This is a genomic window from Streptomyces hypolithicus (genome assembly GCF_052934925.1).
This window is the reverse complement of record NZ_CM128811.1, coordinates 1,258,091-1,283,613: the sequence shown is the minus strand read 5'-3', so window position 1 is coordinate 1,283,613 and position 25,523 is coordinate 1,258,091. Positions and strand designations below refer to the sequence as shown.

21 protein-coding genes are annotated in these 25,523 nt (G+C 70.1%); 10 read left to right on the top strand and 11 right to left on the bottom strand.

Annotated features, from left to right (window positions below; all coding sequences use genetic code 11):
* Positions 1–83 precede the first annotated feature (83 nt).
* Genes ACU6WZ_RS05810 through ACU6WZ_RS05790 form a run of 5 tightly spaced genes read left to right on the top strand, consistent with a single transcriptional unit; the run spans position 84 to position 5,757 of the window.
* Positions 84–1,331 (top strand): ABC transporter substrate-binding protein, encoded by a 1,248-nt coding sequence (locus ACU6WZ_RS05810; RefSeq protein WP_447032048.1) that lies wholly within the window; start codon positions 84–86, stop codon positions 1,329–1,331.
* A 48-nt stretch (positions 1,332–1,379) separates the two neighbouring features.
* Positions 1,380–2,564 (top strand): ABC transporter ATP-binding protein, encoded by a 1,185-nt coding sequence (locus tag ACU6WZ_RS05805; RefSeq protein ID WP_447032047.1) that lies wholly within the window; start codon positions 1,380–1,382, stop codon positions 2,562–2,564.
* A complete protein-coding gene (locus tag ACU6WZ_RS05800) occupies positions 2,561–3,496 on the top strand; it encodes an ABC transporter permease (RefSeq protein WP_447032046.1) in 936 nt (311 codons plus the stop codon). Before ACU6WZ_RS05805 ends, ACU6WZ_RS05800 begins: the two co-directional genes overlap by 4 nt.
* On the top strand, positions 3,493–4,320 hold the full coding sequence (locus ACU6WZ_RS05795) for an ABC transporter permease (protein WP_447032045.1): 828 nt from the start codon (positions 3,493–3,495) through the stop codon (positions 4,318–4,320). The genes ACU6WZ_RS05800 and ACU6WZ_RS05795 overlap by 4 nt, the downstream gene beginning before the upstream one ends.
* 21 nt (positions 4,321–4,341) lie before the next feature.
* On the top strand, positions 4,342–5,757 hold the full coding sequence (locus tag ACU6WZ_RS05790) for an NAD(P)/FAD-dependent oxidoreductase (RefSeq protein ID WP_447032044.1): 1,416 nt from the start codon (positions 4,342–4,344) through the stop codon (positions 5,755–5,757).
* Here the strand turns inward: ACU6WZ_RS05790 and ACU6WZ_RS05785 are convergent.
* Positions 5,690–6,289 carry a phosphatase PAP2 family protein gene (locus ACU6WZ_RS05785; RefSeq protein WP_447032043.1) on the bottom strand — a complete coding sequence of 200 codons (600 nt, stop codon included), beginning with the start codon at positions 6,287–6,289 and terminating at the stop codon, positions 5,690–5,692. The genes ACU6WZ_RS05790 and ACU6WZ_RS05785 overlap by 68 nt on opposite strands.
* Before the next feature lie 373 nt (positions 6,290–6,662).
* Entirely contained in the window at positions 6,663–7,997 is a 1,335-nt protein-coding gene (gene gabT, locus ACU6WZ_RS05780; protein WP_447032042.1) for a 4-aminobutyrate--2-oxoglutarate transaminase, read from the bottom strand.
* Positions 7,998–8,273: 276 nt separating this feature from the next.
* Between gabT and ACU6WZ_RS05775 the strand changes: the two genes are divergently transcribed.
* The 4 genes from ACU6WZ_RS05775 to ACU6WZ_RS05760 all read left to right on the top strand — a co-directional run bounded on the left by ACU6WZ_RS05775 (position 8,274) and on the right by ACU6WZ_RS05760 (position 16,309).
* Positions 8,274–10,391 (top strand): type IV secretory system conjugative DNA transfer family protein, encoded by a 2,118-nt coding sequence (locus ACU6WZ_RS05775; RefSeq protein ID WP_447032041.1) that lies wholly within the window; start codon positions 8,274–8,276, stop codon positions 10,389–10,391.
* A 101-nt stretch (positions 10,392–10,492) separates the two neighbouring features.
* Complete coding sequence (locus tag ACU6WZ_RS05770) at positions 10,493–12,148, top strand: PucR family transcriptional regulator (protein WP_447032040.1); 1,656 nt, start codon at positions 10,493–10,495, stop codon at positions 12,146–12,148.
* 538 nt (positions 12,149–12,686) lie between these two features.
* Positions 12,687–14,132, top strand: coding sequence for an aldehyde dehydrogenase family protein (locus tag ACU6WZ_RS05765; RefSeq protein WP_447032039.1), 1,446 nt, complete (start codon positions 12,687–12,689; stop codon positions 14,130–14,132).
* Positions 14,133–14,368: 236 nt separating this feature from the next.
* The gene (locus ACU6WZ_RS05760; protein ID WP_447032038.1) at positions 14,369–16,309 is read left to right on the top strand and encodes an acyl-CoA dehydrogenase family protein; all 1,941 of its coding nucleotides are present in this window, start codon (positions 14,369–14,371) and stop codon (positions 16,307–16,309) included.
* 365 nt (positions 16,310–16,674) lie between these two features.
* Here the strand turns inward: ACU6WZ_RS05760 and ACU6WZ_RS05755 are convergent, their stop codons facing one another.
* The 3 genes from ACU6WZ_RS05755 to ACU6WZ_RS05745 form a co-directional block, all read right to left on the bottom strand.
* Positions 16,675–17,148, bottom strand: a complete 474-nt coding sequence (locus tag ACU6WZ_RS05755) for a GNAT family N-acetyltransferase (RefSeq protein WP_447032037.1) — start codon at positions 17,146–17,148, stop codon at positions 16,675–16,677.
* A 41-nt stretch (positions 17,149–17,189) separates the two neighbouring features.
* Positions 17,190–17,693: a DinB family protein gene (locus ACU6WZ_RS05750; protein ID WP_447033876.1), complete on the bottom strand. Its 504-nt coding sequence runs from the start codon at positions 17,691–17,693 to the stop codon at positions 17,190–17,192.
* Between the two features lie 197 nt (positions 17,694–17,890).
* On the bottom strand, positions 17,891–18,505 hold the full coding sequence (locus ACU6WZ_RS05745; RefSeq protein WP_447032036.1) for a TetR/AcrR family transcriptional regulator: 615 nt from the start codon (positions 18,503–18,505) through the stop codon (positions 17,891–17,893).
* Positions 18,506–18,664: 159 nt separating this feature from the next.
* On the opposite strand from ACU6WZ_RS05745, the gene ACU6WZ_RS05740 reads away from it, so the two are divergent.
* On the top strand, positions 18,665–19,498 hold the full coding sequence (locus ACU6WZ_RS05740; protein WP_447033875.1) for an NAD(P)-dependent oxidoreductase: 834 nt from the start codon (positions 18,665–18,667) through the stop codon (positions 19,496–19,498).
* A 156-nt stretch (positions 19,499–19,654) separates the two neighbouring features.
* Here ACU6WZ_RS05740 and ACU6WZ_RS05735 read toward each other — a convergent pair whose 3' ends face one another.
* Genes ACU6WZ_RS05735 through ACU6WZ_RS05710 form a run of 6 tightly spaced genes read right to left on the bottom strand, consistent with a single transcriptional unit; the run spans position 19,655 to position 25,481 of the window.
* Positions 19,655–20,179, bottom strand: coding sequence for a hypothetical protein (locus tag ACU6WZ_RS05735; RefSeq protein ID WP_447032035.1), 525 nt, complete (start codon positions 20,177–20,179; stop codon positions 19,655–19,657).
* Positions 20,176–20,796 (bottom strand): hypothetical protein, encoded by a 621-nt coding sequence (locus ACU6WZ_RS05730; protein ID WP_447032034.1) that lies wholly within the window; start codon positions 20,794–20,796, stop codon positions 20,176–20,178. The genes ACU6WZ_RS05735 and ACU6WZ_RS05730 overlap by 4 nt, the downstream gene beginning before the upstream one ends.
* A 33-nt stretch (positions 20,797–20,829) precedes the next feature.
* A complete protein-coding gene (locus ACU6WZ_RS05725; RefSeq protein WP_447031727.1) occupies positions 20,830–21,558 on the bottom strand; it encodes an SDR family oxidoreductase in 729 nt (242 codons plus the stop codon).
* Positions 21,555–24,011 (bottom strand): site-specific integrase, encoded by a 2,457-nt coding sequence (locus ACU6WZ_RS05720; protein WP_447031726.1) that lies wholly within the window; start codon positions 24,009–24,011, stop codon positions 21,555–21,557. Before ACU6WZ_RS05720 ends, ACU6WZ_RS05725 begins: the two co-directional genes overlap by 4 nt.
* On the bottom strand, positions 24,008–24,361 hold the full coding sequence (locus ACU6WZ_RS05715; RefSeq protein WP_447031725.1) for a helix-turn-helix domain-containing protein: 354 nt from the start codon (positions 24,359–24,361) through the stop codon (positions 24,008–24,010). The genes ACU6WZ_RS05720 and ACU6WZ_RS05715 overlap by 4 nt, the downstream gene beginning before the upstream one ends.
* Before the next feature lie 16 nt (positions 24,362–24,377).
* Positions 24,378–25,481 carry a tyrosine-type recombinase/integrase gene (locus ACU6WZ_RS05710; RefSeq protein WP_447031724.1) on the bottom strand — a complete coding sequence of 368 codons (1,104 nt, stop codon included), beginning with the start codon at positions 25,479–25,481 and terminating at the stop codon, positions 24,378–24,380.
* Between the last annotated feature and the right edge of the window lie 42 nt (positions 25,482–25,523).

The window sequence follows — 25,523 nt, the reverse complement described above, 5'->3', positions numbered from 1 at the left end:
GACGCCGCGGCCTGATCCGCCCCCTATCGCGCACCAGCCCGTAAGACCGACCGCCCACACCCATCCCGAAAGGGCACTTGCGCATGGAGCAGTACGAGCCTGACAGCCTGTCCGCGGCCCAGTTGGCCGCCATGCGACGCAGTGCGACGAGCGGCAGGGGCGCACTCACCCGCCGTTCGCTGCTGCGCGCCTCAGGCGTCGGCGCACTCACGGTCGGCGGCCTGGGCGCGCTGAGCGCCTGCGGCATCCCGCCCGCCAAGCGGGAAGGCGAGGCCCCGGCCTCGGACGACCACTCGGCCGGGGAGAAGCAAATCACCTTCTCCAACTGGACCGAGTACATGGACGTCAGTGAGGACGAGAAGGGCCGGCCGACCCTGGAGGCGTTCACCAGGCGCACCGGGATCAAGGTCAAGTACACCGAGGACATCAACGACAACGTCGAGTTCTTCGGAAAGATCAAGCCGCAGCTCGCCGCCGGTCAGGACACCGGGCGCGACCTCATCTGCGTCACCGACTGGCTGGCCGCCCGGCTCATCCGGCTCGGCTGGGCGCAGAAGCTCGACGCCGCGCACCTGCCGAACGCGTTCGCCAACCTGTCGGCGCAGTTCCGCTCGCCCGACTGGGACCCCGGCCGCGCCTACTCGTACCCCTGGACGGGCATCTCCACGGTCATCGCCTACAACACCAAGGCGACGGGCGGCAAGAAGGTCGAGACCGTAACCCAGCTGCTGGAGGACTCCTCGCTCAAGGGCAAGGTCGGTTTCCTCTCGGAGATGCGTGACTCCGTGGGGATGGTCCTCCTCGAGCTGGGCAAGGACCCGGGGAAGTTCACCGACGACGACTACGACGAGGCGATCGCCCGGATGCAGAAGGCCGTCGACAAGAAGCAGATCCGCCGCTTCACCGGCAACGACTACACCGCGGACCTGTCCAAGGGCGACCTCGCCGCCTGCCTCGCCTGGGCCGGTGACGTCATCCAGCTCCAGGCGGACAACCCGGACATCCAGTACGTCATCCCGGAGGCCGGGTACATCACCTCCAGCGACAACCTGCTGGTCCCCGCCAAGGCGCGGCACAAGGGCAACGCCGAGAAGCTCATCGACTACTACTACGAGCCGCCGGTCGCCGCCGAACTCGCCGCGTACATCAACTACGTGTGCCCGGTCGACGGAGTCCGCGACGAGCTCGCCAAGATCGACAAGTCGATGGCCTCCAACACGCTGATCCTTCCCGACAAGGCGATGGCCGCCAAGTCCCACGCCTTCCGCTCGCTCAGCGGCGAGGAAGAGACGGCGTACGAAGAGAAGTTCGCCAAGCTCATCGGTGCGTAACGCCGTGCGGTGCCCGAATCCCCTTCCCCTCTACTCCGGGAAACTCCTATGACTCAGACCACCGGCGGAGACGTCCGCCTCTCCGGGATCAGCAAGACCTACGGCTCCTTCACCGCCGTGCACCCGCTCGACCTGACCGTCCCGCAGGGCTCGTTCTTCGCCCTGCTCGGCGCGTCCGGCTGCGGCAAGACCACCACCCTGCGCATGATCGCCGGCCTGGAGGACCCCACCACAGGCACGGTCTTCCTCGGCGACAAGGACGTCACCGACCTCCCCCCGTACAAGCGCCCGGTCAACACCGTCTTCCAGAGCTACGCGCTCTTCCCGCACCTCGACGTTGCCGAGAACATCGCCTTCGGCCTGCGCCGGCGCGGCATCAAATCGGTGAAGAAGCAGGTCGGCGACATGCTCGACCTGGTCCAGCTCGGCGCCTTCGCCCAGCGCAAACCGCATCAGCTCTCCGGCGGCCAGCAGCAGCGCGTCGCCGTGGCCCGCGCCCTCATCAACCACCCGCAGGTGCTGCTCCTCGACGAACCGCTGGGCGCTCTCGACCTCAAGCTGCGCCGCCAGATGCAGCTGGAACTCAAGCGCATCCAGACCGAGGTCGGCATCACGTTCGTGCACGTCACCCACGATCAGGAGGAGGCCATGACCATGGCCGACCAGGTCGCGGTGATGAACGGCGGCCGCGTCGAGCAACTCGGCGCCCCCGCCGACCTCTACGAGAACCCGAAGACCACCTTCGTCGCCAACTTCCTCGGTACCTCCAACCTCTTCGAGGCCGAGGTCGTCGAGACCGCGGGCGGCGGCACCGGCGCGACCGGTGACACAGGCGCCACCGGCGACACCGTGGTCACCTGCGGCGGCTCCAAGCTGCGGCTGCCCGGCGACCGGTGTGCGACGCAGCCGCGCAGCGGCGGCAAGCTGCTCGTCGGCGTACGCCCCGAGAAGGTCTCGCTGACCCACGCCGACGACGCGGGCGCGATACCCGACGGCCGCAACAGGATCAGCGGCCGGATCGCCGCCTCCAGCTTCATCGGCGTCTCCACCCAGTACGTCGTCGACAGCCCGGCCTGCGCCGACTTCGAGGTGTACGTGCAGAACATCGAGCGGGACACCCGGCTGGTCCCCGGCGCCGAGGTCGTCCTGCACTGGAACCCTGCACACACCTTCGGCCTCGACGCGGACCAGGCCATTGACGCCGGTGTGGAGAGCGTGGGGGCGAGCGCGTGACGGCCACCCAGGCGCCGCCTCTGGCGCCCTCCCCCTCGCCGGACGGGCCGCCACCGCGCAAGGCGCCCACCCGCAGGCGGCTCGTACCGTACTGGCTGCTGCTGCCCGGCATCCTGTGGCTGATCGTCTTCTTCGCGCTGCCGATGGTCTACCAGGCGTCGACCTCGGTGCAGACCGGCTCGCTGGAGAAGGGCTTCGAGGTCACCTGGCACTTCCAGACCTACTGGGACGCGCTGACCGAGTACGCACCCCAGTTCGTCCGGTCCCTGCTGTACGCCGGCACCGCCACCCTGCTGTGCCTGCTGCTCGGCTACCCACTCGCGTACATGATCGCCTTCAAGGCGGGCCGCTGGCGCGGGCTCGTCCTGGTCCTGGTCATCGCCCCCTTCTTCACCAGCTTCCTCATCCGCACCCTGGCGTGGAAGACGATCCTCGCCGACGGCGGCCCGCTGGTGGAGGCGCTGAACACCCTGCACATCCTCGACGTCACCAGCTGGCTCGGCTGGACCGAGGGCAGCCGGGTGCTGGCCACGCCGATGGCGGTGGTCTGCGGCCTGACGTACAACTTCCTGCCGTTCATGATCCTGCCGCTCTACACCTCGCTGGAGCGCATCGACGGCCGGCTCCACGAGGCGGCCCGCGACCTGTATGCGACGCCGGCGACCACCTTCCGTAAGGTGACGTTCCCGCTGTCCATGCCGGGCGTCGTCTCGGGCACGCTGCTCACGTTCATTCCGGCGAGCGGCGACTACGTCAACGCCGAACTGCTCGGCTCCACCGACACGAAAATGGTGGGCAGCGTCATCCAGTCGCAATTCCTGAGGGTGCTCGACTATCCGACGGCGGCCGCGCTGTCCTTCATTCTGATGGCGATCGTGCTGGCCGTGGTCACTGTCTACATCCGGAAGTCCGGGACGGAGGATCTGGTATGAGCGCGTCCACGCGGCGGAGCCGCACAGTGAGCTGGGGCCGGCGTAATCTTGTCGTCATTGCCGGGCTGCTCACACTCGCCTACATGATTCTGCCGAACATCGTCGTCATGGTGTTCTCGTTCAACAAGCCGAACGGGCGATTCAATTACGCCTGGCAGAAATTCTCCCTGGACGCGTGGAAGGACCCGTGCGGCGTCGCGGACCTGTGCGGCTCGCTCTCCCTCTCGCTCCAGATCGCAGCCTGGGCCACACTCGGCGCCACGGTGCTCGGCACGATGATCGCCTTCGCGCTGGTCCGGTATCGCTTCCGGGCGCGCGGCTCGATCAGCTCGCTGATCTTCCTGCCGATGGCGATGCCCGAGGTGGTCATGGCCGCCTCGCTGCTGACCCTCTTCCTCAACATGGGCGCCCCGCTGGGCTTCTGGACCGTCCTCATCGCGCACATCATGTTCTGCCTGAGCTTCGTCGTGACGGCGGTCAAGGCGCGCGTGATGTCGATGGACCCCCGACTCGAAGAGGCCGCACGCGATCTCTACGCGGGGCCCGTGCAGACCTTCGTACGGGTGACCCTGCCGATCGCGGCGCCGGGAATCGCCGCGGGAGCGCTGCTGGCTTTCGCGCTCTCCTTCGACGATTTCATCATCACCAATTTCAACGCGGGCTCGACCGTGACGTTCCCCATGTTCGTCTGGGGTTCGGCGCAGCGCGGCACGCCCGTGCAAATCAACGTCATCGGTACGGCCATGTTCATCATTGCCGTACTGATGGTGCTCGGCGGTCAGCTCATCGCGCGCAGCCGCAAGAACAACGCACAACCCCGGTAAGTGTTGAAGGAGTTGGAAACCATGGCCCCAGTTGCCATGCGTACTGCCGCACAATCCCTTTCCGAAGCCCGTCCCGTCTCGTTCTGGCTGGACGATCCCCACAAACCCGCGCCGAGGCCCGCACTCACCGGCGACGAGCGCTGTGACCTGCTCGTCATCGGCGGCGGCTACAGCGGACTGTGGACCGCGCTCCTCGCCAAGGAGCGCGACCCCGAGCGCGATGTCGTACTGATCGAGGGGCACGAGGTGGGCTGGGCCGCCTCGGGCCGCAACGGAGGTTTCTGCGCCGCCTCCCTCACCCACGGCCTGAGCAACGGCCTCTCCCGCTGGCCCGCCGAGCTCGCCGCCCTGGAGAAGCTCGGCGAGGCCAACCTCGACGCGATCGAGGCGGCGGTCGCGGCGTACGGCATCGACTGCGACTTCGAGCGGACCGGCGAAATAGACGTCGCCACCGAGCCGCACCAGCTGGCAGAGCTGCACGAACTGCACGACCAGGCCCGGCAGCACGGCTTCACCGGCCTCGAACTCCTCGACCGGGACGCGGTCCGCGCGCAGGTCGACTCACCGACCTTCCTCGGCGGGATGTGGGACCGCCGGGGCGTCGCCATGCTGCACCCGGCGAAGCTGGCCTGGGGCCTCAAGCAGGCGTGCCTGGGCCTCGGCGTACGGATCTACGAGCACACCCGGGGCCTGGACCTGGTGTCCGCCGGCGCCGGCATGGCCGTGCGCACCCCGTACGGCCGGGTCTTCGCCCGCCGTGTCGCCCTCGGCACCAACATCTTCCCGTCACTGGTCAAGCGGGTGCGCCCGTACACCGTCCCGGTCTACGACTACGCGCTGATGACCGAGCCGCTCACCGACGAGCAGCTGGCCTCGGTCGGCTGGCACAACCGGCAGGGACTCGGCGACAGCGCCAACCAGTTCCACTACTTCCGGCTCAGTGCCGACAACCGCATCCTGTGGGGCGGCTACGACGCCGTCTACCCCTACGGCGGCAAGCTGAGCGCCGACATGGACCACCGCCCGGAGACGTACCTCAAGCTGGCCGGTCACTTCTTCCGCTGCTTCCCGCAGCTGGAGGGCCTGCGCTTCAGCCACGCCTGGGGCGGGGCGATCGACACCTGCTCGCGCTTCTCGGCCTTCTTCGGCACGGCCCACGCGGGCAAGGTCGCGTACGCCGCCGGGTACACCGGTCTCGGTGTCGGCTCCACCCGCTTCGGCGGGGACGTCATGCTGGACCTGCTGGCGGGGGAGCGAACGGAGCGCACCGAGCTGGAAATGGTGCGCAGCAAGCCGCTGCCGTTCCCGCCGGAGCCCCTGGCGTGGGCGGGCATCGGGCTCACCAAGTGGTCGCTGGCCCGATACGACGTCAACGGCGGGCGCAGCAATCTGTGGCTGAAGACCATGGACAAGCTGGGGCTGGGCTTCGACAGCTGAGCACCAGCAGGGCGGCGCACAGACACCAGCTGCCGACCACGTCCAGCGGCCAGTGGTAGCCGCGCAGCACCAGCCCGGCGCCGGTGGCGACGACGAGCACGAGCGCCAGGGCTCGCGGCCACCAGCGGTGGCGGCCGGCGTACGCCGACAGGAGCAGGGCCGCGCCGCCATAGGCGACGGCTGCCGTCGCCGCGTGCCCGGACGGGTAGTAGCCGGTCTCCGCGGTGAGCGGGCCCAGGCGGGCGATCCACACCTTGAGCGGCACGACCAGCGCGGGCACGGCGGCCATGGCGACGGCGGTCGCGCAGACGCCGAAGACGGCGCCCCGGCCGCCGCGCCACAGCGCGTACGCGAGGGCCGCGGCCAGGGCCGGCAGCGCGACCGGGGGATTGCCAAGGTCCGCGAGGAACTCGGTGAGGGGGGTGGGCCCATGGCCGACGGCGGCCCGCCCCACCTGCTCGTCCACGCGGCGCAGGGGGCCGGCGGCGGCGACCTGCCAGGTGATCAGCGCGAAGAGGAGCAGCGGCGCCATGAGCGCCGCGCCTGTGCGAGAGCGGAATGCGCGGGAGAGAGACGCGCGGGAGAGCAAAGTGCGGGAGAGGAAAGCCGGCTGCCCCGGAACAGGGGGGGTGGTTCCGAGGCAGCCGCCTGGACCGGGCTGCCGCGCGCCCCGGGGGGTGTGGGGCGGGCGGCGATCCGATCGGTGAGGAGTTCCGGAGCCGGGAGCTCCAGGGGTGTGCGCGAGGGCACGGCCAGGGCGGCGCTGGTGTTGCTCCGACCCGGAACCGCCCGCAGTCCCCTGCGAGCGGGGTGTTTCTCTCATCTGGCCAAACCGTACGTCAGGGGGTGGGGGACCGACAGGCGCAATTCCATCCCGCCATTGGCCCCCCACACCTTCTTCACAGCTACACCCCGGCGAAGGCCGCCTCGATGATGTCCAGGCCCTCGTTGAGCAGGTCCTCGCCGATGACCAGCGGGGGCAGGAAGCGGAGCACGTTGCCGTACGTACCACAGGTGAGGACCACCAGGCCCTCGGCGTGGCACGCCTTGGCGAGCGCACCGGCGGCGGCCGCGTTCGGCTCCTTGGAGTCCCGGTCCGTCACCAGTTCGACGGCGATCATGGCGCCACGGCCACGGATGTCGCCGATGATGTCGAACTTCTCGGCCATGGTGGCGAGGCGGCCCTTCATGACCTCCTCGATGCGCTTGGCCTTGCCGTTGAGGTCCAGCTCGCGCATGGTCTCGATGGCGCCGAGCGCGCCGGCGCACGCCACCGGGTTTCCGCCGTACGTACCACCGAGGCCACCGCTGTGCGGGGCGTCCATGATCTCGGCGCGGCCCGTGACGGCGGCGAGCGGCAGGCCGCCCGCGATGCCCTTCGCGGTCGTGATGAGGTCGGGGACGATGCCCTCGTCGTCGCACGCGAACCACTGGCCGGTGCGGCAGAAACCGGACTGGATCTCGTCGGCGACGAAGACGATGCCGTTGTCCTTCGCGAACTGCGAGATCGCGGGCAGGAAGCCCTTCGCCGGCTCGATGAAGCCGCCCTCGCCGAGGACCGGCTCGATGATGATCGCGGCGACGTTCTCGGCGCCGACCTGCTTGTTGATCATGTCGATGGCCTGGGCGGACGCCTCGGCGCCGGCGTTCTCGGCGCCGGTCGGCCAGCGGTAGCCGTACGCGACCGGGACGCGGTAGACCTCCGGGGCGAACGGGCCGAAGCCGTGCTTGTACGGCATGTTCTTCGCGGTCAGCGCCATCGTGAGGTTCGTCCGGCCGTGGTAGCCGTGGTCGAACACGACGACGGCCTGGCGCTTGGTGTACGCACGGGCGATCTTGACGGCGTTCTCGACGGCCTCGGCACCCGAGTTGAACAGCGCGGACTTCTTGGCGTGGTCGCCCGGCGTGAGCTTCGCCAGCTCCTCACAGACCTCGACGTACCCCTCGTACGGCGTGACCATGAAGCAGGTATGGGTGAACTCCTGCAGCTGCGCGGACGCGCGGCGCACCACGGCTTCGGCGGACGCGCCGACCGAGGTCACGGCGATGCCGGAGCCGAAGTCGATCAGACGGTTGCCGTCCACGTCCTCGATGATCCCGCCGCCGGCGCGCGTGGTGAACACGGGCAGCACGGACCCCACGCCACCGGCGACCGTGGCCGTGCGGCGGGCCTGCAGTTCCTGCGACTTCGGGCCGGGGATGGCGGTGACGACGCGGCGCTCCTGCGGAATCGCGGTCATGAGGGGCTCCTGGGGGTATTTCGGACGCTTCTTTACTTTCGCAGGCTAGGGGCGGGAGGGCATGTGGGGCATGTTCCGTTCGGGAGAAATGCGGGCGGGTCGTTGTCCGCGACGGACATAGGGCGTCACGGCGGGAAGGGGCGGCCGCACAGCGGGAAGGGGCGGGCAGAGGAAAGCGCCCCCGCAGTTCACGGGCGCGCGCCCGTGAACTGCCCAGCCGGGACCACTAGATTGGGCAACACCGCACCGAGCCGGGCAGGGGACGAGGGGCAGCACATGGACACCGAGGGCACACCCGACGCACGCCGCGCCCGGGCCCATCCCGTTCCGCGCCCGGCCGGCCCGCCCCCACCGCTGCCCCCCACCGCGCCCGCCGTACCGCCCGCCCCCGCGCACGCCCCCTCCGGCGGGCCGACCCTCGGGGAATGGCTGCGTACGCCCCGACCCGAGGCCGGCCCGGGCGTCTGGTCGTACGGGCACGTGCCGAGGCCGGCCGAGGAGCCCGAGATCGTCCCCGGCCGCCAGCTCATCAGCGGCGCACTGATCTCCCTGCTCACCGCCCTGCTGATCTGGTCGCTGTGCTGGAACGGCTACATCAGCTTCTGGCTGTGGCCGCTCTTCTGGTTCACCCCCGAAGCGTGGCGCGAGGACGGCGGCAACATCGCGTACGTCTGGGTCTCGTACCTCTACTACGGCCTCTTCGGACTCCTCCTCGCCGTCGCCTTCGGGCGCATGGGCCGCTGGGCGGAGGTCGTACGCCGCTACCTGCTGCGGGGGCCCCGCACGGTGGCCCCCGTCCCCGACCCCCGCACCGAGGCCGGATCCGCCGCCGATCCGGCCGAGTGGCCCGAGCTGCACGCCGCCGGACAGGCCGAGGCCGGCGTGCGGCTCGCCGATGAGGCCCGCTCGGGGCGGATGAACGACGTCGACCACACCCGGATCCGCCGCGCCTGGCAGTCCGTGCAGGCCGACCCGTCCCGGCTCGCCGCGTTCACCGACACCGTCCTGCGCAACGGCGCCGCCGCCTGCACGCACCCCTCGGGCGCGCGCGACCTGCCCGTGCGCTGTGCCGTGCACGATCTGCGCGCCCGCCAGGTCAGGCTCGGCACCGTCCATTCCGGCGAGCGCAACCCGTACGGGCGCCGCGGGACCGGCCTCGCCCTCGACCCCGGGCTCCTCGGCACCTCCCTGGTCGCCGTCGGCCCGCCCGGCACCGGCAAGACCCGGGACCTGGTGCGGCCCGTCGTCGAATCGCTCGCCCTCCAGGCGCTGGCCGGCCAAGCCGCCGTCGTCGCCGTCGCGGCGGCGGGTGCGCAGCTCGGTCCCGACGAGGCGTACGACGTGGTCGTCAAGATCGGCGACCCGGCGTCCGCGTACGACCTGGATCTGTACGGCGGCACCACCGACCCCGACGAGGCCGCCGCCGTGCTCGCCGAGGGCCTCGTGGGGGACCTGCCCGACGTCGACAGCAGGCGCGCCGCGACCGCGCTGGCCCAGATCCTCGGCCCGTACCGCGCGGCCCACGGGTGCTTTCCCGCCGTACCCGCACTGCGCGAACTCCTCGACGGGGCGCCCACCGCGCTCGGCGCGCTGCGGGCGGCGCTGGACGACGGGTCGCAGCACGCCCACCAGCGCGAACTCGACGCCCGCGCCCGGCAGGCCGGGGCGGCCGGCGACCCGGGGGTGGCGCTCGCCGACCGGGTCGCGCTGCTCGACCGGCCCGCGTTCGCCTCGTTCTTCGACACGAGCGGCAGCGCACGGCCCTTCTCCCTGCGCTCCCTGGAACATCCGCTGCGGGTACGCATCGACCTCCCCGAGCGCGGTCACGCCGAGGCGTCCCGGATGCTCGCGCGACTCGTCCTCGCCCAGTTCACCGCCAGCGCCGCACACCGCGCCGACCGGTCGCTCTTCGCCTGCCTCGTGCTGGACGACGCCACGCGGGCGATCACCTCGGAGACGGTGCGTGGCATCCAGCGGCTGCGTTCGGCGCATGCCGGCGCGGTGATCGTGCTGCGCTCGCTGGACGACGTACCGGAGAAGCTGCATGCCGCGCTGCTCGGCGCCGTCGGGTGCCGGATGGCCTTCTCCGGCGTCACCACGTGGGACGGGAAGCGGTTCGCGGAGGCGTGGGGCACGGAGTGGGTCGAGACGCGCGATGTGACGAGCCGGACGGTCTTCGCCGACCAGCCGCTCACCCGGGCGTTCCACGTCTTCCGGCGGATCGTGACCGGCAAGGCCGTGACGACCGACGCGATCACGGTGCGCAAGGTCGAGCGGGAGCGGTGGTCCGCCTCCGAGCTGGCGCACTCGGTGCCGGCCGGGCACGCGGTGCTGTCGCTGACCACCGTGCGCGGGCAGCACGCGCCACCGCTGCTGGTGGATCTGCGGGGCTGAGGGGTGCGCGGAGTCGAGAATCCGTACGCCCTGGCAGAATCGGTAGTAGCCGTTCATACGGGACGGCGAAAAGTCTCTCTCCCAGCTGAGGTCTACCGTCCATGCCGCCCACGCTCGCCTCGCTCGTCCACCACTCGGCGCTCAAGCTCGCCGTGCGCGCCGGGGAGGACCGGCTGGACACGCCGGTGCGGTGGGCCCACGTCAGTGAACTCGCCGACCCCGTGCCGTACATGGAAGGCGGCGAGCTCCTCCTCGTCACCGCCGTGACCCTCGAAGCCGAAGACCCCGAAGCGATGCGCCGGTACGTGCGGCGGCTGGCCGGGGCCGGTGTGGTGGGGCTCGGATTCGCCGTCGGCGTGCACTACGAGGAAATCCCGCCCGCCCTGGTCGACGCCGCTGTGGAAGCCGGGCTGCCGCTGCTGGAGGTACCCCGGCGTACGCCCTTCCTCGCCATCAGCAAGGCCGTCTCCGCGGCCAACGCCGCCGACCAGTACCGGGCCGTGACCGCCGGGTTCGAGGCGCAGCGGGAGCTGACGAAGGCGGCGCTGACGGGGGAAGGCCCGGGGGCCCTCTTGGCACGGCTGGCCTCGCACGTCAACGGCTGGGCCGCGCTGTACGACGTATCCGGCGCGGTCGTGGCGTCGGCGCCCGACTGGGCCGCGCGGCGCGCCGCCCGGCTCACCGCCGACGTCGAGCGGCTGCGGGAGCGGCCGGTGCCGGCCAGCTCGGTCGTGGGCGGCGGCGGGGCGGACAGTGACGCGGAGGCGGACGACCGGGTCGAGCTGCAGTCCCTGGGTGCGGGGCGGCGCGTACGGGGCGTACTGGCCGTGGGGACGGGGGCTCCGCTCGGGACCGCCGAGCGGTACGCCGTGCACTCGGCCATCGCGCTGCTGACGCTGACCACGGAGCGGTCGCGGTCGTTGCAGGCGGCGGAGCAGCGGCTGGGCGCGGCGGTGCTGCGGATGCTGCTGGCGGGGGAGCCGGAACACGCGCGGTCGGTGGCCGGGGATCTGTGCGGGGCGCTGCTCGACGCACCCTTCCGGCTGCTGATCGCCGAGCCGGCGTTGTCGCCGGTGGCGGTCGCGGTGGCGGAGCCGGCGGATGGTGCGGTGGCCGCCGCCGATCCCTTGCAGGGGCTCGCCGACGCGATGGAGTCGGCGGCGCTACGGGCGGGGGAGCCGGTGCTGGTGGTGCCGGAGGGCGAGCGACTGGTGGTGCTGGCCGCCGACGGCGGGGACGCGGTCGAGGCGTGCCTCGCGTACACGGAGGCCCGGCGCGGTGACTCGGCCCGTCCGCACGAGCCGGCGGACCCGGACGAGCTGGTGGTGGGGCTGTCGGCGCCGACCGGGCCGATCGCGGCGGTCGGGGCGTACAAGCAGGCGGAGCAGGCGTTGTCGGTGGCGCGGCGGCGGGGGCGGGTGCTGGTGGAGCACGAGGAGGTGGCGGCGGGGTCGGTGATGCAGCTGCTGGCGGACGACGCGGTGCGGTCGTTCGCCGACGGCACGCTGAGGGCGCTGCACGAGCATGACGCGACGGGGCGCGGGGACCTGGTCGCGTCGCTGCGGGCGTGGCTGTCGCGGCACGGGCAGTGGGACGCGGCGGCGGCGGACCTGGGGGTGCACCGGCATACGTTGCGGTACCGGATGCGGCGGGTCGAGGAGATCCTGGGGCGGTCGCTGGACGACGCGGATGTGCGGATGGAGCTGTGGCTGGCGCTGAAGGCTACGGGGGCGGGGTCGGGGGCGGGGACCGCGTGATGCGGCTTCGCGGGGCGGGGTCTGGGGTGCGCGACGCGGTGGGCCGGGGCAGGGGTGCGCGGTGCGGCGTCTCGGGCCGGGGGCCGGGGGCTCCGGGAGCGGTATTCGGGACTGCGTGATTTACGGCCTGGTGCGCGATAGGGGACGGGCCCGCGACGCCGGCTACGGCACCTCGCCGCGTTGGCGAAACGCCCTAATAGCTCCGCTATGAGGACGCTCCGCCGCCTTGCGATGCACCGCATCCGACGCCGCGGGCTGATCCGCCCCCTATCGCGCACCAGGCCGTTAGGCGCGAAGCGGCGTTGTGCCCTTGAACCGGCGTTCAGCCCACAAATCACGCTCTACGTCCCGAACACCACTCCCTACGCCCCCGTCCCCCTCCGCCGCCGCAGCTGTGCGGCAACATCAAGCGCCCTCCGCCCTCCAAACCGGCGTCTCCGGTGCCCCCCGCACTCCACCCTGGACAAAGGACCTCCGGGGTCCTCACCTCTACCGTGGGGACATCAAGCACCCACCCCCTCCGAAGGGCCGGAACGATATGACTTCCACCCACGCCTTCTGGCTCGCCGGCCGCCAGGCCACCGGCGAGGACGCGTTCGACGTCACGTCTCCCTGGGACGGCCGGCTCGTCGGCAAGGTGAGCGTGCCGACCGACGCCCAGGTCGAAGAGGCCGTCGCCGCCGCGTACGCAGTCGAGAGCGAGTTCGCGGCCACCCCCGCGCACGTCCGCGCCGCCGCCCTCGACCACGTCAGCAAGCGTCTCGTGGAGCGTACGGAGGAGATCGCTCAGGTGATCTCCGCCGAGAACGGCAAGCCCATCAAGTGGGCCCGCGGCGAAGTCGGCCGCGCCGTCTCCGTGTTCCGGTTCGCGGCCGAGGAAGCGCGCCGCTTCAACGGCGGCGAGGCCCAGCGCCTGGACACCGACGCCGGCGGCGTCGGCCGCCTCGCGCTGACCCGCCGCTTCCCCAAGGGCACCGTCCTCGGCATCGCGCCGTTCAACTTCCCGCTGAATCTGTGCGCCCACAAGATCGCCCCGGCCATCGCCGTCGGCGCCCCGATCATCCTCAAGCCGGCGCCCGCGACCCCGCTGTCCGGTCTGATCCTCGGTGAGCTGCTGGCCGAGACCGAGCTGCCGGCCGGTTCGTGGTCCGTGCTGCCCGTCGCCAACGACAAGATGCCGGCGCTGGTGCAGGACGAGCGGCTGCCCGTCATCTCCTTCACCGGGTCCGAGACCGTGGGCTACGCGATCATGGACTCCGTGCCGCGTAAGCACTGCACCCTGGAGCTCGGTGGGAACGGTGCGGCCGTCGTGCTGGCCGACTGGGCTTCGGAGAAGGACCTGGACTGGGCTGCGACCCGTATCGCCACCTTCTCCAACTACCAGGGTGGCCAGTCCTGCATCTCCGTTCAGCGCGTCATCGCTGACGCCTCGGTGTACGACCGGCTCGTGCCGAAGATCGTCGCCGCTGTCGGGGCGCAGGTCACCGGTGACCCGTCGGACGCCGGTACGGACGTCGGGCCGCTGGTCAGCGAGGACGCCGCCAAGCGGGTCGAGGCGTGGGTCGAGGAGGCCGTCACGGGCGGTGCGAGCCTGCTCGCCGGCGGCAAGCGGGATGGCGCCGCGTACGCCCCGACCGTCCTCGCCGATGTGCCGGCCGACGCCACGATCTCCTGCGAGGAGGTCTTCGGTCCTGTCCTGACGGTGCGCAAGGTCGAGGGGGAGGCCGAGGCGTTCGCCGCGGTCAACGACTCGAAGTACGGCCTCCAGGCCGGTGTGTTCACGCACGACCTGCAGACCGCCTTCCGCGCCCACCGCGAGTTGGAGGTCGGCGGCGTGATCGTCGGCGACGTCCCGTCGTACCGCGCGGACCAGATGCCGTACGGCGGCGTCAAGCAGTCCGGCGTCGGCCGCGAGGGCGTGCGCTTCGCGATGGAGGACTACACGTACGAGCGGGTCATGGTCTTCACCGGCCTCGCCCTCTGACGTACGCGCATGAGCCAACGGCCGGAGCCCACTGTGCGGGGGCTCCGGCCGTTTCATGTGGTGACAGGGTGGCGGGAATGCCAAGGATGGGGTGGATACGGCCGGTTGAAGCTGGGCACGTACGGCGAACTCCGGCGCTCCGCGCCTGCGTAAACGGCGGAGCACTGGCTACGATCGAAGGGAGAAACCGGTCGGTAACCCGGTCGGTACCCGACTCGCGGCGAGGTGAGCTCCTCATGTCCGCACCACCCACCCAGCAGCCCAAGGTCTCCGAGCGCGAAGCACGTCAGGTAGCCGAGGCGGCGCGCGAAAAGGACTGGCGCAAGCCGAGCTTCGCCAAGGAGCTCTTCCTTGGACGCTTCCGGCTCGACCTGATCCACCCCCATCCGATGCCACCGCGCGAGGACTCGGCGCGCGGCGAGGCATTCCTCGCCAAGCTGCGCGTCTTCTGCGAGACGAAGATCGACGGTGCCCGGATCGAGCGCGACGCGAAGATCCCGGACGAAGTCATCAACGGGCTCAAGGAGCTCGGCGCGCTCGGGATGAAGATCGACACGAAGTACGGGGGCCTCGGGCTCACCCAGGTGTACTACAACAAGGCCCTCGCGCTCGTCGGCTCGGCCAACCCGGCGATCGGCGCGCTCCTGTCCGCCCATCAGTCGATCGGCGTACCGCAGCCGCTCAAACTCTTCGGCACGCAGGAGCAGAAGGACGCTTTTCTTCCGCGACTTGCCCGGACCGATATCTCCGCGTTCCTGCTGACCGAGCCGGACGTGGGTTCGGACCCCGCCCGGCTCGCGACGACGGCCGTGCCGGACGGCGACTCGTACGTCATGGACGGCGTGAAGCTCTGGACGACGAACGGGGTGGTCGCCGACCTGCTGGTCGTCATGGCGCGGGTGCCGAAGTCCGAGGGTCACAGGGGCGGGATCACCGCGTTCGTGGTGGAGGCCGACGCCCCGGGCATCACCGTCGAGAACCGCAACGCCTTCATGGGTCTGCGCGGCCTGGAGAACGGCGTCACCCGCTTCCACCAGGTCCGCGTCCCCGCCGCGAACCGCATCGGCCCCGAGGGCGCCGGGCTGAAGATCGCCCTGACCACCCTCAACACCGGGCGCCTCTCGCTGCCCGCGATGTGCGTGGGCGCGGGCAAGTGGTGCCTGAAGATCGCGCGGGAATGGTCTGCGGTGCGCGAGCAGTGGGGCAGGCCGGTCGCCTTCCACGAGGCCGTGGGGTCGAAGATCTCCTTCATCGCGGCGACGACGTTCGCCCTGGAGGCCGTCCTGGACCTGTCGTCCCAGATGGCCGACGAGGACCGCAACGACATCCGTATCGAGGCGGCCCTGGCCAAGCTGTACGGCAGCGAAATGGCCTGCCTGATGGCCGACGAACTGGTCCAGATCCGCGGCGGGCGCGGCTTCGAGACGGCCGACTCGCTGGCGGCGCGCGGCGAGCGGGCCGTGCCTGCCGAGCAGATCCTGCGGGACCTGCGCATCAACCGGATCTTCGAGGGTTCGACCGAGATCATGCACCTGCTCATCGCGCGGGAAGCGGTCGACGCCCATCTGAAGGTGGCGGGCGACATCATCGACCCCGACAAGGCTCTCGGGGACAAGGCCAGGGCGGGCGCCAACGCGGCCGCCTTCTACGCTCGCTGGCTCCCGAAGCTCGTGACGGGCGCCGGTCACCTCCCCCGCTCGTACGCCGAGTTCCATCCTGACGGCCACCCGGATCTCGCGGTCCATCTGCGGTACGTGGAACGCACGGCCCGCAAGCTCGCCCGGTCCACCTTCTACGCCATGTCCCGCTGGCAGGGCCGTATGGAGACCAAGCAGGGCTTCCTCGGCCGGATCGTCGACATCGGCGCGGAACTCTTCGCCATGAGCGCGGCCTGCGTCAGGGCCGAGCTGCTGCGCACCACGGAGGACTACGGCCGCGAGGCGTACCAGCTCGCGGACGTCTTCTGCCGTCAGTCCCGCATCCGCACCGAGGAACTCTTCAACCGGCTCTGGACCAACACCGACGACCTCGACCACAAGGTCGTCAAGGGAGTCCTCTCCGGTACGTACACCTGGCTGGAGGAGGGCATCGTCGACCCGAGCGGCGAGGGGCCCTGGATCGCCGAGGCGGCCCCCGGCGCCTCCCAGCGGGAGAACGTCCACCGCCGGATCAGCTGACGGCTGCGCGGGAGGGGGTCGTCCGGCCCCCGCCCGCGCCTTACGGCCTGGTGCGCGATAGAGGGCGGATCAGCCCGCGGCGTCGGATGCGGTGCATCGCAAGGCGGCGGAGCGTCCCCCTAGCTTGAGATTTAACCTCGCCGCTCGAACACGACCGCAAGTCGGCTTCACGGAACCAGCATGCGCACCGTTTGTCCCGACTTGCTTAGATTTCCGACTGTGCTGCGGAGCCTGCTCGTGCGGCAGGAAGGGCTGGTCGGAGCTGTTCGAATCCGGAGGTTAAATCTCAAGCTAGGGCGTTTCGTCAACGCGGCGAGGTGCCGTAGCCGACGCCGCGGGCCCGTCCCCTATCGCGCACCAGGCCGTTACTTCGGGGCCAGTTCGGCGACGATCTCGTCGTCCTCCACCGCTCCGGTGGGCAGGAACCCCAGGGACGCGTACAGCCGGGCCGCCGCGACGTTCGACGGCTGGTACGACAGCCTGATCGCCCAGCAGTCCCCCTGCTCCGCCAGCCACGCCGTCAGCGTCCGCACCAGCGCCCGGCCGACCCCCTTGCCCTGCTCGGCGCTGTCCACCAGCATCCCGCCGATCCAGTGCGAGCCGTCCTCGTCGCGGGCCCACATGACGTGGCCGACGACCCGCCCGTCGGCGTACACCGCCAGCGACGTCCACGCGTCCTCGTACATCGACAGCAGCAGATACCGGGCCGCCAGCGCCGGAACGTACCCGCGCTGGCTGTCCAGCGGGGCGATGTCGGCGACCGCCCGCCAGTTGTCGCCATCCACCTCGCGCAGGGCGACGCGGCGTCCGGTGGCGTCGAGATGTCCGTAGCTGATCACCGGCGCAGACTAGGCCGAACGAGGCATCCGGGCAACAGGATTCATGCCCCGACCGCCCCGTCGATGCCCTCGCGGAGAAAGTCGGCGTGCCCGTTGTGGCGGGCGTACTCGTGGATGAGGTGCACCATCACCAGCCGCAGTGACACGTCCTCGCCCGTCTTCGCCACCCGCCCCGTCACGTCGAGCGACGGTGCCTCACCCTCGATGCGGCGGGCTTGCTCCACCTCGGTGTGCCAGGTGCCGAACGCCTCGGCGCGCGTGGCGGTCCTGGCGTCGTACGCCGCCTGGAAGTCGCCCACCGCCGACCACACGAGCGGGACGTCCTCGCCGTTGATCACCCGCCGGAACCACGCCCGTTCCACCTCGGCCATGTGCCGCACCAGGCCCAGCAGTGACAGCGTCGACGGCGGCATCGACTGCCGGCGCAGATCCTCATCGCTCAGCCCCTCGCACTTCATGGCGAGGGTCGCACGGTGGAAATCGAGCGTGTCGCTTCTCTCGGGCTTGGGGGACGAGCGGACGCGAAGGGCGCCAGGTTCTCCCAGATCAGAGGCATGACCCGTCCGGTGCCGGGTGCACGACAGATGTCGCGGACACAGGGGCCAGGAAGGCGACCGGCATCGTGTGAGTTTCCCCATGGGCGCCGTGTGTGACCAACCGCGATCACCCTACGGCCGGGTCGCACTGCGGTGGGGTGCTCGATTCCCCGGTACGCCGCCATCAGCCGGGCCCGGCAGCTCTATCAGCGCCGCGAGTTCGGCTGGGACGGGGTGACTGACGGGGGCGTTTCGTACGTGGCGATCAGGCGGGCCAGCTGCCGGCCTGCCGCCCGCAGGGGCTCTTCGCTGCGGGTGACCTGCGCTGTGACTTCGGCGCCTTCCAGGGTGCTGATGATCGTGGTGGCCAGGTCCCGGGCGTCCTCGGCGGAAAGGCCGGAGCGCAGCAGCTTGTCGCGGACCAGTTGCTCCCAGCCGCGCAGCGCGGTTTCGCACACCCGTTGGATCTCGGAGTCGGTGCCCAGCGTTTCCAGCGCCGTGGCGGTGATCGGGCAGCCGTCGACCCAGCCGGACTCTCGTAGTGCTTCGGCGAGCTGCCGGGTGCAGGCTTCCACGGCCGCTCCCGGGTTCTGCTCACTGTCCAGCGCGCTGCGGAGCAGGTCCGCGAATTCCTGATCGCCGTGCTGGAGTGCCGCGACCGCGACGGCCTCCTTGCCGCCCGGGAAAAAGTGGTAGATCGAGCCGAGGGTGGCCTGTGCCTCCCTGGCAATCTGCTTGATGCCCGTGCCGGTGTAGCCCTGCCGCTGCAGGAGGCGCGAGGCGGTGATGACGATCCGGCCCTGGGTGCTGGTCTGGTCCATGCGCACAGCGTACTAGTTAGAACGTTCGTTTTAGGGCTGTGCTACGTTCTCTCCATGATCTGAGTAGAGCGTTCTTTCTAATTATCGTGCACGCACACCCACCACGGAGGTTTCACAGTGAGCACAAAACAGCCCGTGACCGTGATCGGACTGGGCCCCATGGGACAGGCGATGGTCCACGCTTTCCTCAACAAGGGCCACCACGTCACCGTCTGGAACCGCACCACGTCCCGCGCGAATGCCCTGGTCGAATGCGGGGCCGTCCTCGCAGGCAGTGTCGAGGAGGCGCTGGCGGCCAACGAGCTGGTGATCTTGAGTCTCACCGACTACGACGCGATGTACGCCGTGCTGGAACCGGCGGCGCACGCCCTGCCCGGCCGTGTGCTGGTCAACCTCAGCTCCGACACCCCGGACAAGACCCGGGCGGGGGCGCGGTGGGTCGCTGGGCATGGCGGGGTCCACCTCACCGGCGGGGTCACCGTGCCGCCTTCGGGTATCGGGCAGTCCGAGTCGTCCACCTTCTACAGCGGACCGCGCGCGCCGTTCGAGGCTCACCGCCCGGTCCTCGAAGCCCTGACCGGCACGGACTACCGGGGCGAGGACCCCGGACTGGCCGCGCTGTTCTACCAGATCGGCATGGTCATGTTCTGGACGTCCATGCTCAGCTATTGGCAGGCCATCGCCCTCGCCGACTCCAACGGCCTCACCGCCGCGGACGTCCTGCCGCACGCCACCGAGACCATGACGTCAATGCCGCAATTCCTGGCCTTCTACGCGGCCCGCATCGACGCCGGCGAGCACGGCGGCGACGTGGACCGCCTCGCCATGGGCCTGGCCAGCGTCGAGCACGTCCTGCACACCAACGCCGACGCGGGTGTCGATACCGCCCTACCGGCCGCCGTCGTCGACCTGTTCCGCCGCGGAATGGACGCCGGGCACGCGGCCAACAGCTTCTCCAGCCTGGTGGACCTGATGAAGAAGCCGGCGATATAGAAAGAGCTCGCGAAGCCGCTGTGCCTGCTCTGCCCCCCGCTGGCCGCGGGTCAGAGCAGGCACAGCGGCTGGGCTTCCCCGCCCCGGCGCCGACCGACAGTGCATCTGGCGATCAACGCCGCCGCCCTGGCGTGGTGGGGGACGGCGATGATGTGGTCAGCGGTTGAGCTGGGCTATCAGCTCACGGTTCGCGGCGCGGGCGGCTTCGAGGTCCTCGTCCCGTTCTGCGAGTTCGCCGCGGAGGTCGAGGATCTGCTGTTCAAGCTCGGTGGTGCGGCGTGTGAGCGTCTCGATGTCGGCTGGGCCGCCGAGGCCGGAGGCTTCCCAAGCTGTCTGGCCCAATGCCTCGGAGAGACGTCGTTCGAGTCTGGTTATGTGGGCGGCCAGTCGGCCGTTGCGGGCCGTGAGGTTCGCGACGTCGGCCAGCAGCGACTTGCGGCTGACCTGCGCTCCGGCGGTCGTGCCGGGCGGGAGCTGGCCCGCGCGGGCGATGACGGCCGCGTGCAGGTCTGCGTGGCGGTGAATCAGGCTGCGGTGGACGCCGGCGGCGCGGGCGACCGAGGAGACGCTGATCTCCTCGCCGGCGGAGGCCAGTTGGTCGAGGGCTTTGAATACTCGGTTCCGTCGGCGGTCGGAGTCCGCGGCTCGCGCTCGGGTCAGGTGGTCCGGTGATGTGCTCACGCGTCACGCTCCAGCCGCAGGTCCGGCTCGGGCGGACGGGTTCCGGGCATGCCCAGGGAGACGGTGCGGGACTTGCGCAGAGTCCGGGTGGCGTCCTTGATCTGCTCGCGTTCGTCGTCGGTGAGCCCGTCGAGGTCGGTCTCGACGCGGCGGATCAGTGTGCGGATGCGCTTGATCTCCTCGTCGGACGGAGTCGCTTCGGTGCGGGCCCAGGCGTCGAGGTCCGAGGCCGCGGCGAGGCGTTCGCGGTCCCGCAACAGGGTGTCCAGGTAGGTCCGAAGCTCCGGCAAGTACGACGGGTCGGTGCGGAAGTGGTCGCATCCCACGCAGCGGAACCGGAACGGGCAGCCGTGGCCGCCGGCCTTGACGTTGCTCGGCTCGACGCAGATGCCGTAGGGGACGGACACCTGGCCGATCCGCAGACGGGCGTGCTCGTGCTCCAGGAGCTGGCGGGCCTGGGTCCAGATCTTGTTGCCGTGCCGGTCGAACTGGTGCGAGACGAGTTTGTCGACCGCGGCCCGGGTGCGTTTCTCCGTGACCCGTAATGGTGGAGTCGGGTATTGGAACTGCCTGAATGCCTGCGGTCCTGAGCGGCGGTGGCTCTCCGGACTTGGCATCAGCGGTCGGGCGTTGACGTGCGAGGGCATTGGTCAGACCTGTTCGAAGTGGAACGCTTTGATGAAGCAGTCGCGAGGCTGGGTGATGGCGAAGAGGATGCACTCCACGAGCGAGTGCGCGGTGAGGGCATCCTTGGCCTCGCGCGGGGTGGTCTCCCATGCCTTGGAGAGCGGGTCGGGGTTGTCGAAGTCGGGCGGGTAGAGCGAGATCACCCGGATCCCTTGAGGGCGCAGGCGCTTGGAGAGGATCTCGGTGAACCCTGCCTGGGCGCTCTTGGCTGCGTAGAAGGCGTCGTGCGCGTCCGACCGGTGGTGGCCCGGTGTTCCGCATGCGGAGACCATCGTCACGACATCTGGTATCTCCGAGTTGAGCAGGAGAGGGAGGAAGCTCTTCGTGGTCAAGACCGTGCCGGTGGCGCCAGAGGCGATGGTGTCGACAACGTCGGCGTCGGTTGCGGACAGCAGGTCCGGCCCTGCGAGGTAGCGAGAGCCGTTGTTGATGAGTACGTCGACACGGTCCGTGTGTTCCGCGACGCTGGAAGCGAAGTCTCGGATTGAGGCGGGGTCCGTCAGGTCGCAGGCGAAGGCGTGTACTTGCTGATGGCCGCGGTCGCGAATCTCGTCACGGACTCGTTGAGCGGCGGAGTGTTCGCGTGCCGAGAGGAAGACCTCGGCGCCGAGGTCCGCGAGGTGGATGGCCAGGGTTCGCCCGAAGTCGCGGCCTGCGGCCGTGATGACGATGCGGCGGTTGTCCAGTCTCATGGTGTCGCTCCTGGTGCGTGGATCAGTTGGTGCGGTGCATTGCGGCGGCTGACGTCTGCGGCGTAGGCGGCCCAGTCGCCGGCGGCGGCTCGCTGCCATTTGACGGCGACGGTGATGTCGATGCCGAGGGTGCGGGCGAGGACCGCGGCGGGCAGCTCGGTGGCGAGCTGGAACAGGGCGGTCGAGCGGGCTTGTGCGAGTCGGATGCCGAGTTTGCGGAGCCGTTCTCCCATCGCCCAGGCACTGATCGGACGGCCTGGCTGTCCGCCGGGGAAGAGCCAGGGTGAGTCTGTGCGGCCGAGGACGGCATGGCTGCGGCGAACCTTGACCTGTTGGAGGGCCAGTTCAGCGACGGGTGCGGGAAGCTCGACAGGGACGGCGCCGAGGCGGATACGGACTGCTCCGTCCGTCTCCTCGATGTGGTCGACGGTGAGCCGGGAGATCGCGGCGGGCCACTGGGCGTAGAGGAGCAACAACAAGCCGGCGAGACGGTCTTCGGGCTTCAGGACGGCCTCGTGCAACAGGCGGCGGGCTGTGGCCCAGCGGGCTTCATCGTCCATCGGCCGGGAGGGGCCGTTCCACCGCTCGGCCGGGAAGCTGAGATCACGGGTGATCTTCTGGGAGAGGGTCCAGCGTACGAAGTGGCCTGCCTCCTGGCGAAGGCGGACGTTGTCGCTGGTCATCCACCGCTCAAGGTCACTCTGGCGGCAGGTGGCCAGGGTCAGGTTCTGGCCCTCGAGCCAGTTCAGGAGATAGACGGCTGCCCGCAGATGCTGCCGCGCGACCGTCAGCTGGTAGTGCGTGGTCTCCGTGCCGCGGCTGCGACGGCGAAGCCGGCGCAGGAGGTGCCACGTCGCGTACCGGTGCAGGATTTTCCGGCCCTCGGCGGTCGCGTGGGAGGCGATGAGGTCCTTCACATGTCGCTCGAGACGGACCATCTGCTCGTCCCGCTTGGGCAGGGCGCCGGTGGCGACGAGGACGCTGCGGATGTGCTCGACGACCTTGCCTTCCGGAAGCTCGTCCAGGGCCTTGTGCGTCAGAGGGCGGCGGCCGGAGCCGAGATCGGACAGGACGGTGGAGACGATGCCCTTGGAGAGCCAGCGCATCGCGGTGCCGGCGCGTTCGGTGCTGGCCAGAGCCTCGTGGAGGGCCTGCAGTTTCGGGGATATGGAGCCGGTGTCATCGGCGAGGAGTTCGTGGAGTCGCTGCTTGAGGGTGCAGCGGGGGCACGGGCCCGGGGCGTGCAGCCGTTCGGCTTGTCCGCAGGTGGGACAGGGGCGCCAGAGCTCGGCGTCCGGTTTGGTGCAGGGGCCGCAGACGGGGGCGTCGGCGGTGCCGGAGTGCATGCCACGGATTCGTCCGCAGATGGTGCAGTGAGCAGGGCGTCTGTCGCAGCCTCCGCAGCGGGGCAGGCCGGTGAGCTTCGAGAGTGTGCAGGGTGCGGTGCGGCCGCAGATCGAGCAGACCAGGACTGGCAGGGGACGGCAGTTGGGGCAGACCGGCCCCTCGGCAGTGCGGGAGTTGACCATGCGTGATTCGCCGCAGACGATGCAGGTTTCCCGGTTGGCCGGGTCCCTGATCAGGCAGCCCGGACACAGGGGTCGTCCCTGGGCGTCGCGGGTGGCCGGTTCTCGCCGAGCACCGCAGCGTACGCATTCTTCGAAGCGGGACTTGGCGATGCAGTTGCGGCAGACCCGCTGCCCGTCGAGCGGCTTGTCGATGCGTACGACTCTGTGGCAGCGAGGGCAGGCCGGGCGGACAATCCCGGTGACGCCGGCCTCGTGCAGCAAGTCGATGAACCGCAGGATGGCGCGATGCGGCGCGAGATATCCCTCCCCGGTCAGCAGACGAGGGTTCTCCTCCAGGGCCCAGACCAGCCTCTGCCGATAGTGGGGACGGTGGGGTGCCGACTGGTGGAGGGCATCGGCGATCACGTCACGGTCGGCGTCCCTGGTGATCCCGGTGATCACCGCGTAGATGACCTCGACCGGGTCGCGGTCATCGTTGTCGGGACACATCTTGCAGCGCAGCAGGCCCTTGCGGTCCCGGAAGGCGACGCGTCGGACGGTGCCGCAGGCGGCGCACTCAGCGGTCTCCTGCCCACAGACCGAGCAGTACCAATCCTGGCCCTGGCGTTGGAGGGTTCGCAGCTTCTTGCCGCACTCGACGCAGACCGGCGGCGAGATCGCCGAGGCGCCGGCCTTGCGGAGCTCGATGAGCAGATCACCGATGGCCCGGGGTGCCGGGGACCGGCCGTCGGTCAGGACGGAGGGCCGCGTCGCCAGGACCTCCGCCAGGCGCCGTGACTTCGCGCGGCCGCCCGCGACCGCGGTGACCACGGCCCGGATGGTCTCCGCGCCGAGTTCCTTCTCGACATCGGCGACGAGGTCGGTGATCAGGCCGGTCGGGTCGGCGACGGCACGGCCGAGGTCGAGATGGTCAGCGGTGGTCATGACCGGTCGACACCCCTGATCCGGGCACGCTTTGGCCGCAGACCGCCAAGCCCCTCCGCATCGGGCGCCGAGCCGCCTCCGGCGGCAGCCCTCTTCGGCTTCTTCACGGCCCCTGCCGCCGCGACGGGCTCGATGAGGTCGTCCATGGTGCAGTCGAGGATGTCGAGCAGGGCCATGAGGATCTTCAGGCTCAGTCGCTCCGGTCGCTCGACGACGAGCCGGTAGACCTGGCTCGACGAGAGGGTGATGCCGCGTTCGGCGAGCGGAGGGATGAGGTCGGTGGTGGAGAACAACCCGCGGCCGGCCATGACCTTGCGCAGGTGCCAGTGGTAGTCGAGCTTGGCGGCCATCGCCGGATCTCTCCTGTCAGGACCCGGCGAACGCCGGGGCCAGTGCCTTGTGCAGGGAAGTGTTCATGAAGTCGTCGCTGACGTGCGTGTAGATGGCCAGGGAGCTGTCGCACTCGTGGCCGACCTGCTGCTGGATGAAGCGCCGGTCGACTCCGTCCTCGGTCAGATGTGTGACGTAAGAATGTCGGATTGAGTGGGGAGTTAGCTCTTTTGGGAGCTTTAGGGCGTCCCGGTATGCCTCGAACCGGTCGTTGATGGAGCCGGGCTGGAGGCGGCCCCCGCGCTCGGTGATCCACAGAGCCGGGTGATCGGGGAATCCGAAGCGTGGACGGGCGTTCTCGGCGTAGTCGGCGACCGCCTCGACGGCCCAGTCCATCACCGACAGCACGTTCCGCCGCCGCGGCGGCTGGCCCTTCTTCGCCTTGCCGTAGCGGACGTTGAGCGTGCCGTACCGGCCGAACTGCGGGGCCTGCGGGTTGCGTCCGAAGTCGACCACGTCCAGCTTGGACGTCTCGGTCCGGCGAAGACCCCACCCGTAGATGACCTTGAAGAGAGTGGCGTCCCGGTAAGCGGCGAGGGCTCCCTTGCGCTTGGCCTTCACGGCGCGTGCGACTTGGTCGTCGGCGTAGTCGAGGAAGCGCTGCAACTCTTCCCGCGTGAAAGGCCGTGCCTCCGGATCGCCTTCGTAATCCTGCAGGTGAGGGAGGGTGTTCCACTCATGGCAGATCGCCACCGGGAAAGCGCCGAAGGCTTCTTCGCATGCCGGGCCCCAGCCGTAGCGGGCGTCGATGAGGAGCTCGGTGAACAGCCGAACGGTGCCCTGGTAGCTGCGGATCGTGGAGGGCGCCAAGCGCCTCTCGCTCGTCAACGATGACGACCACTCGTCCAGGTGGGCCGGCGTCCACTGCCACGGATACTCGTTCGCGAACTCAAGGAACCGGCGGATCAGGCGTTCTCTCGGGTCGATCGTGTCGTCTCTCAGCCCTCGCGACTTCTGCTGAGCCCGCCAGCCCCTCAGCATCGCGTCGAACATCGCGTCCTCCGGACGCAACTGGACCACGCCGGAGACGAGCTCCATATGGGCCGCCCCGGCCAGGGCCACCTTGCGCTGATGCACCACTCCAGACCACCCCTCCTGAAGGGCAAATCATGCATCAGAAGG

Coding starts and splice junctions, on each gene's coding strand:
- ACU6WZ_RS05810 (WP_447032048.1), top strand. CDS start 84: ATGGAGCAGTACGAGCCTGACAGCCTGTCCGCGGCCCAGTTGGCCGCC.
- ACU6WZ_RS05805 (WP_447032047.1), top strand. CDS start 1,380: ATGACTCAGACCACCGGCGGAGACGTCCGCCTCTCCGGGATCAGCAAG.
- ACU6WZ_RS05795 (WP_447032045.1), top strand. CDS start 3,493: ATGAGCGCGTCCACGCGGCGGAGCCGCACAGTGAGCTGGGGCCGGCGT.
- ACU6WZ_RS05790 (WP_447032044.1), top strand. CDS start 4,342: ATGGCCCCAGTTGCCATGCGTACTGCCGCACAATCCCTTTCCGAAGCC.
- ACU6WZ_RS05785 (WP_447032043.1), bottom strand. CDS start 6,289: ATGGCGCCGCTGCTCCTCTTCGCGCTGATCACCTGGCAGGTCGCCGCC.
- gabT (WP_447032042.1), bottom strand. CDS start 7,997: ATGACCGCGATTCCGCAGGAGCGCCGCGTCGTCACCGCCATCCCCGGC.
- ACU6WZ_RS05775 (WP_447032041.1), top strand. CDS start 8,274: ATGGACACCGAGGGCACACCCGACGCACGCCGCGCCCGGGCCCATCCC.
- ACU6WZ_RS05770 (WP_447032040.1), top strand. CDS start 10,493: ATGCCGCCCACGCTCGCCTCGCTCGTCCACCACTCGGCGCTCAAGCTC.
- ACU6WZ_RS05765 (WP_447032039.1), top strand. CDS start 12,687: ATGACTTCCACCCACGCCTTCTGGCTCGCCGGCCGCCAGGCCACCGGC.
- ACU6WZ_RS05760 (WP_447032038.1), top strand. CDS start 14,369: ATGTCCGCACCACCCACCCAGCAGCCCAAGGTCTCCGAGCGCGAAGCA.
- ACU6WZ_RS05745 (WP_447032036.1), bottom strand. CDS start 18,505: ATGGACCAGACCAGCACCCAGGGCCGGATCGTCATCACCGCCTCGCGC.
- ACU6WZ_RS05740 (WP_447033875.1), top strand. CDS start 18,665: ATGGGACAGGCGATGGTCCACGCTTTCCTCAACAAGGGCCACCACGTC.
- ACU6WZ_RS05730 (WP_447032034.1), bottom strand. CDS start 20,796: ATGCCAAGTCCGGAGAGCCACCGCCGCTCAGGACCGCAGGCATTCAGG.
- ACU6WZ_RS05725 (WP_447031727.1), bottom strand. CDS start 21,558: ATGAGACTGGACAACCGCCGCATCGTCATCACGGCCGCAGGCCGCGAC.
- ACU6WZ_RS05720 (WP_447031726.1), bottom strand. CDS start 24,011: ATGACCACCGCTGACCATCTCGACCTCGGCCGTGCCGTCGCCGACCCG.
- ACU6WZ_RS05715 (WP_447031725.1), bottom strand. CDS start 24,361: ATGGCCGCCAAGCTCGACTACCACTGGCACCTGCGCAAGGTCATGGCC.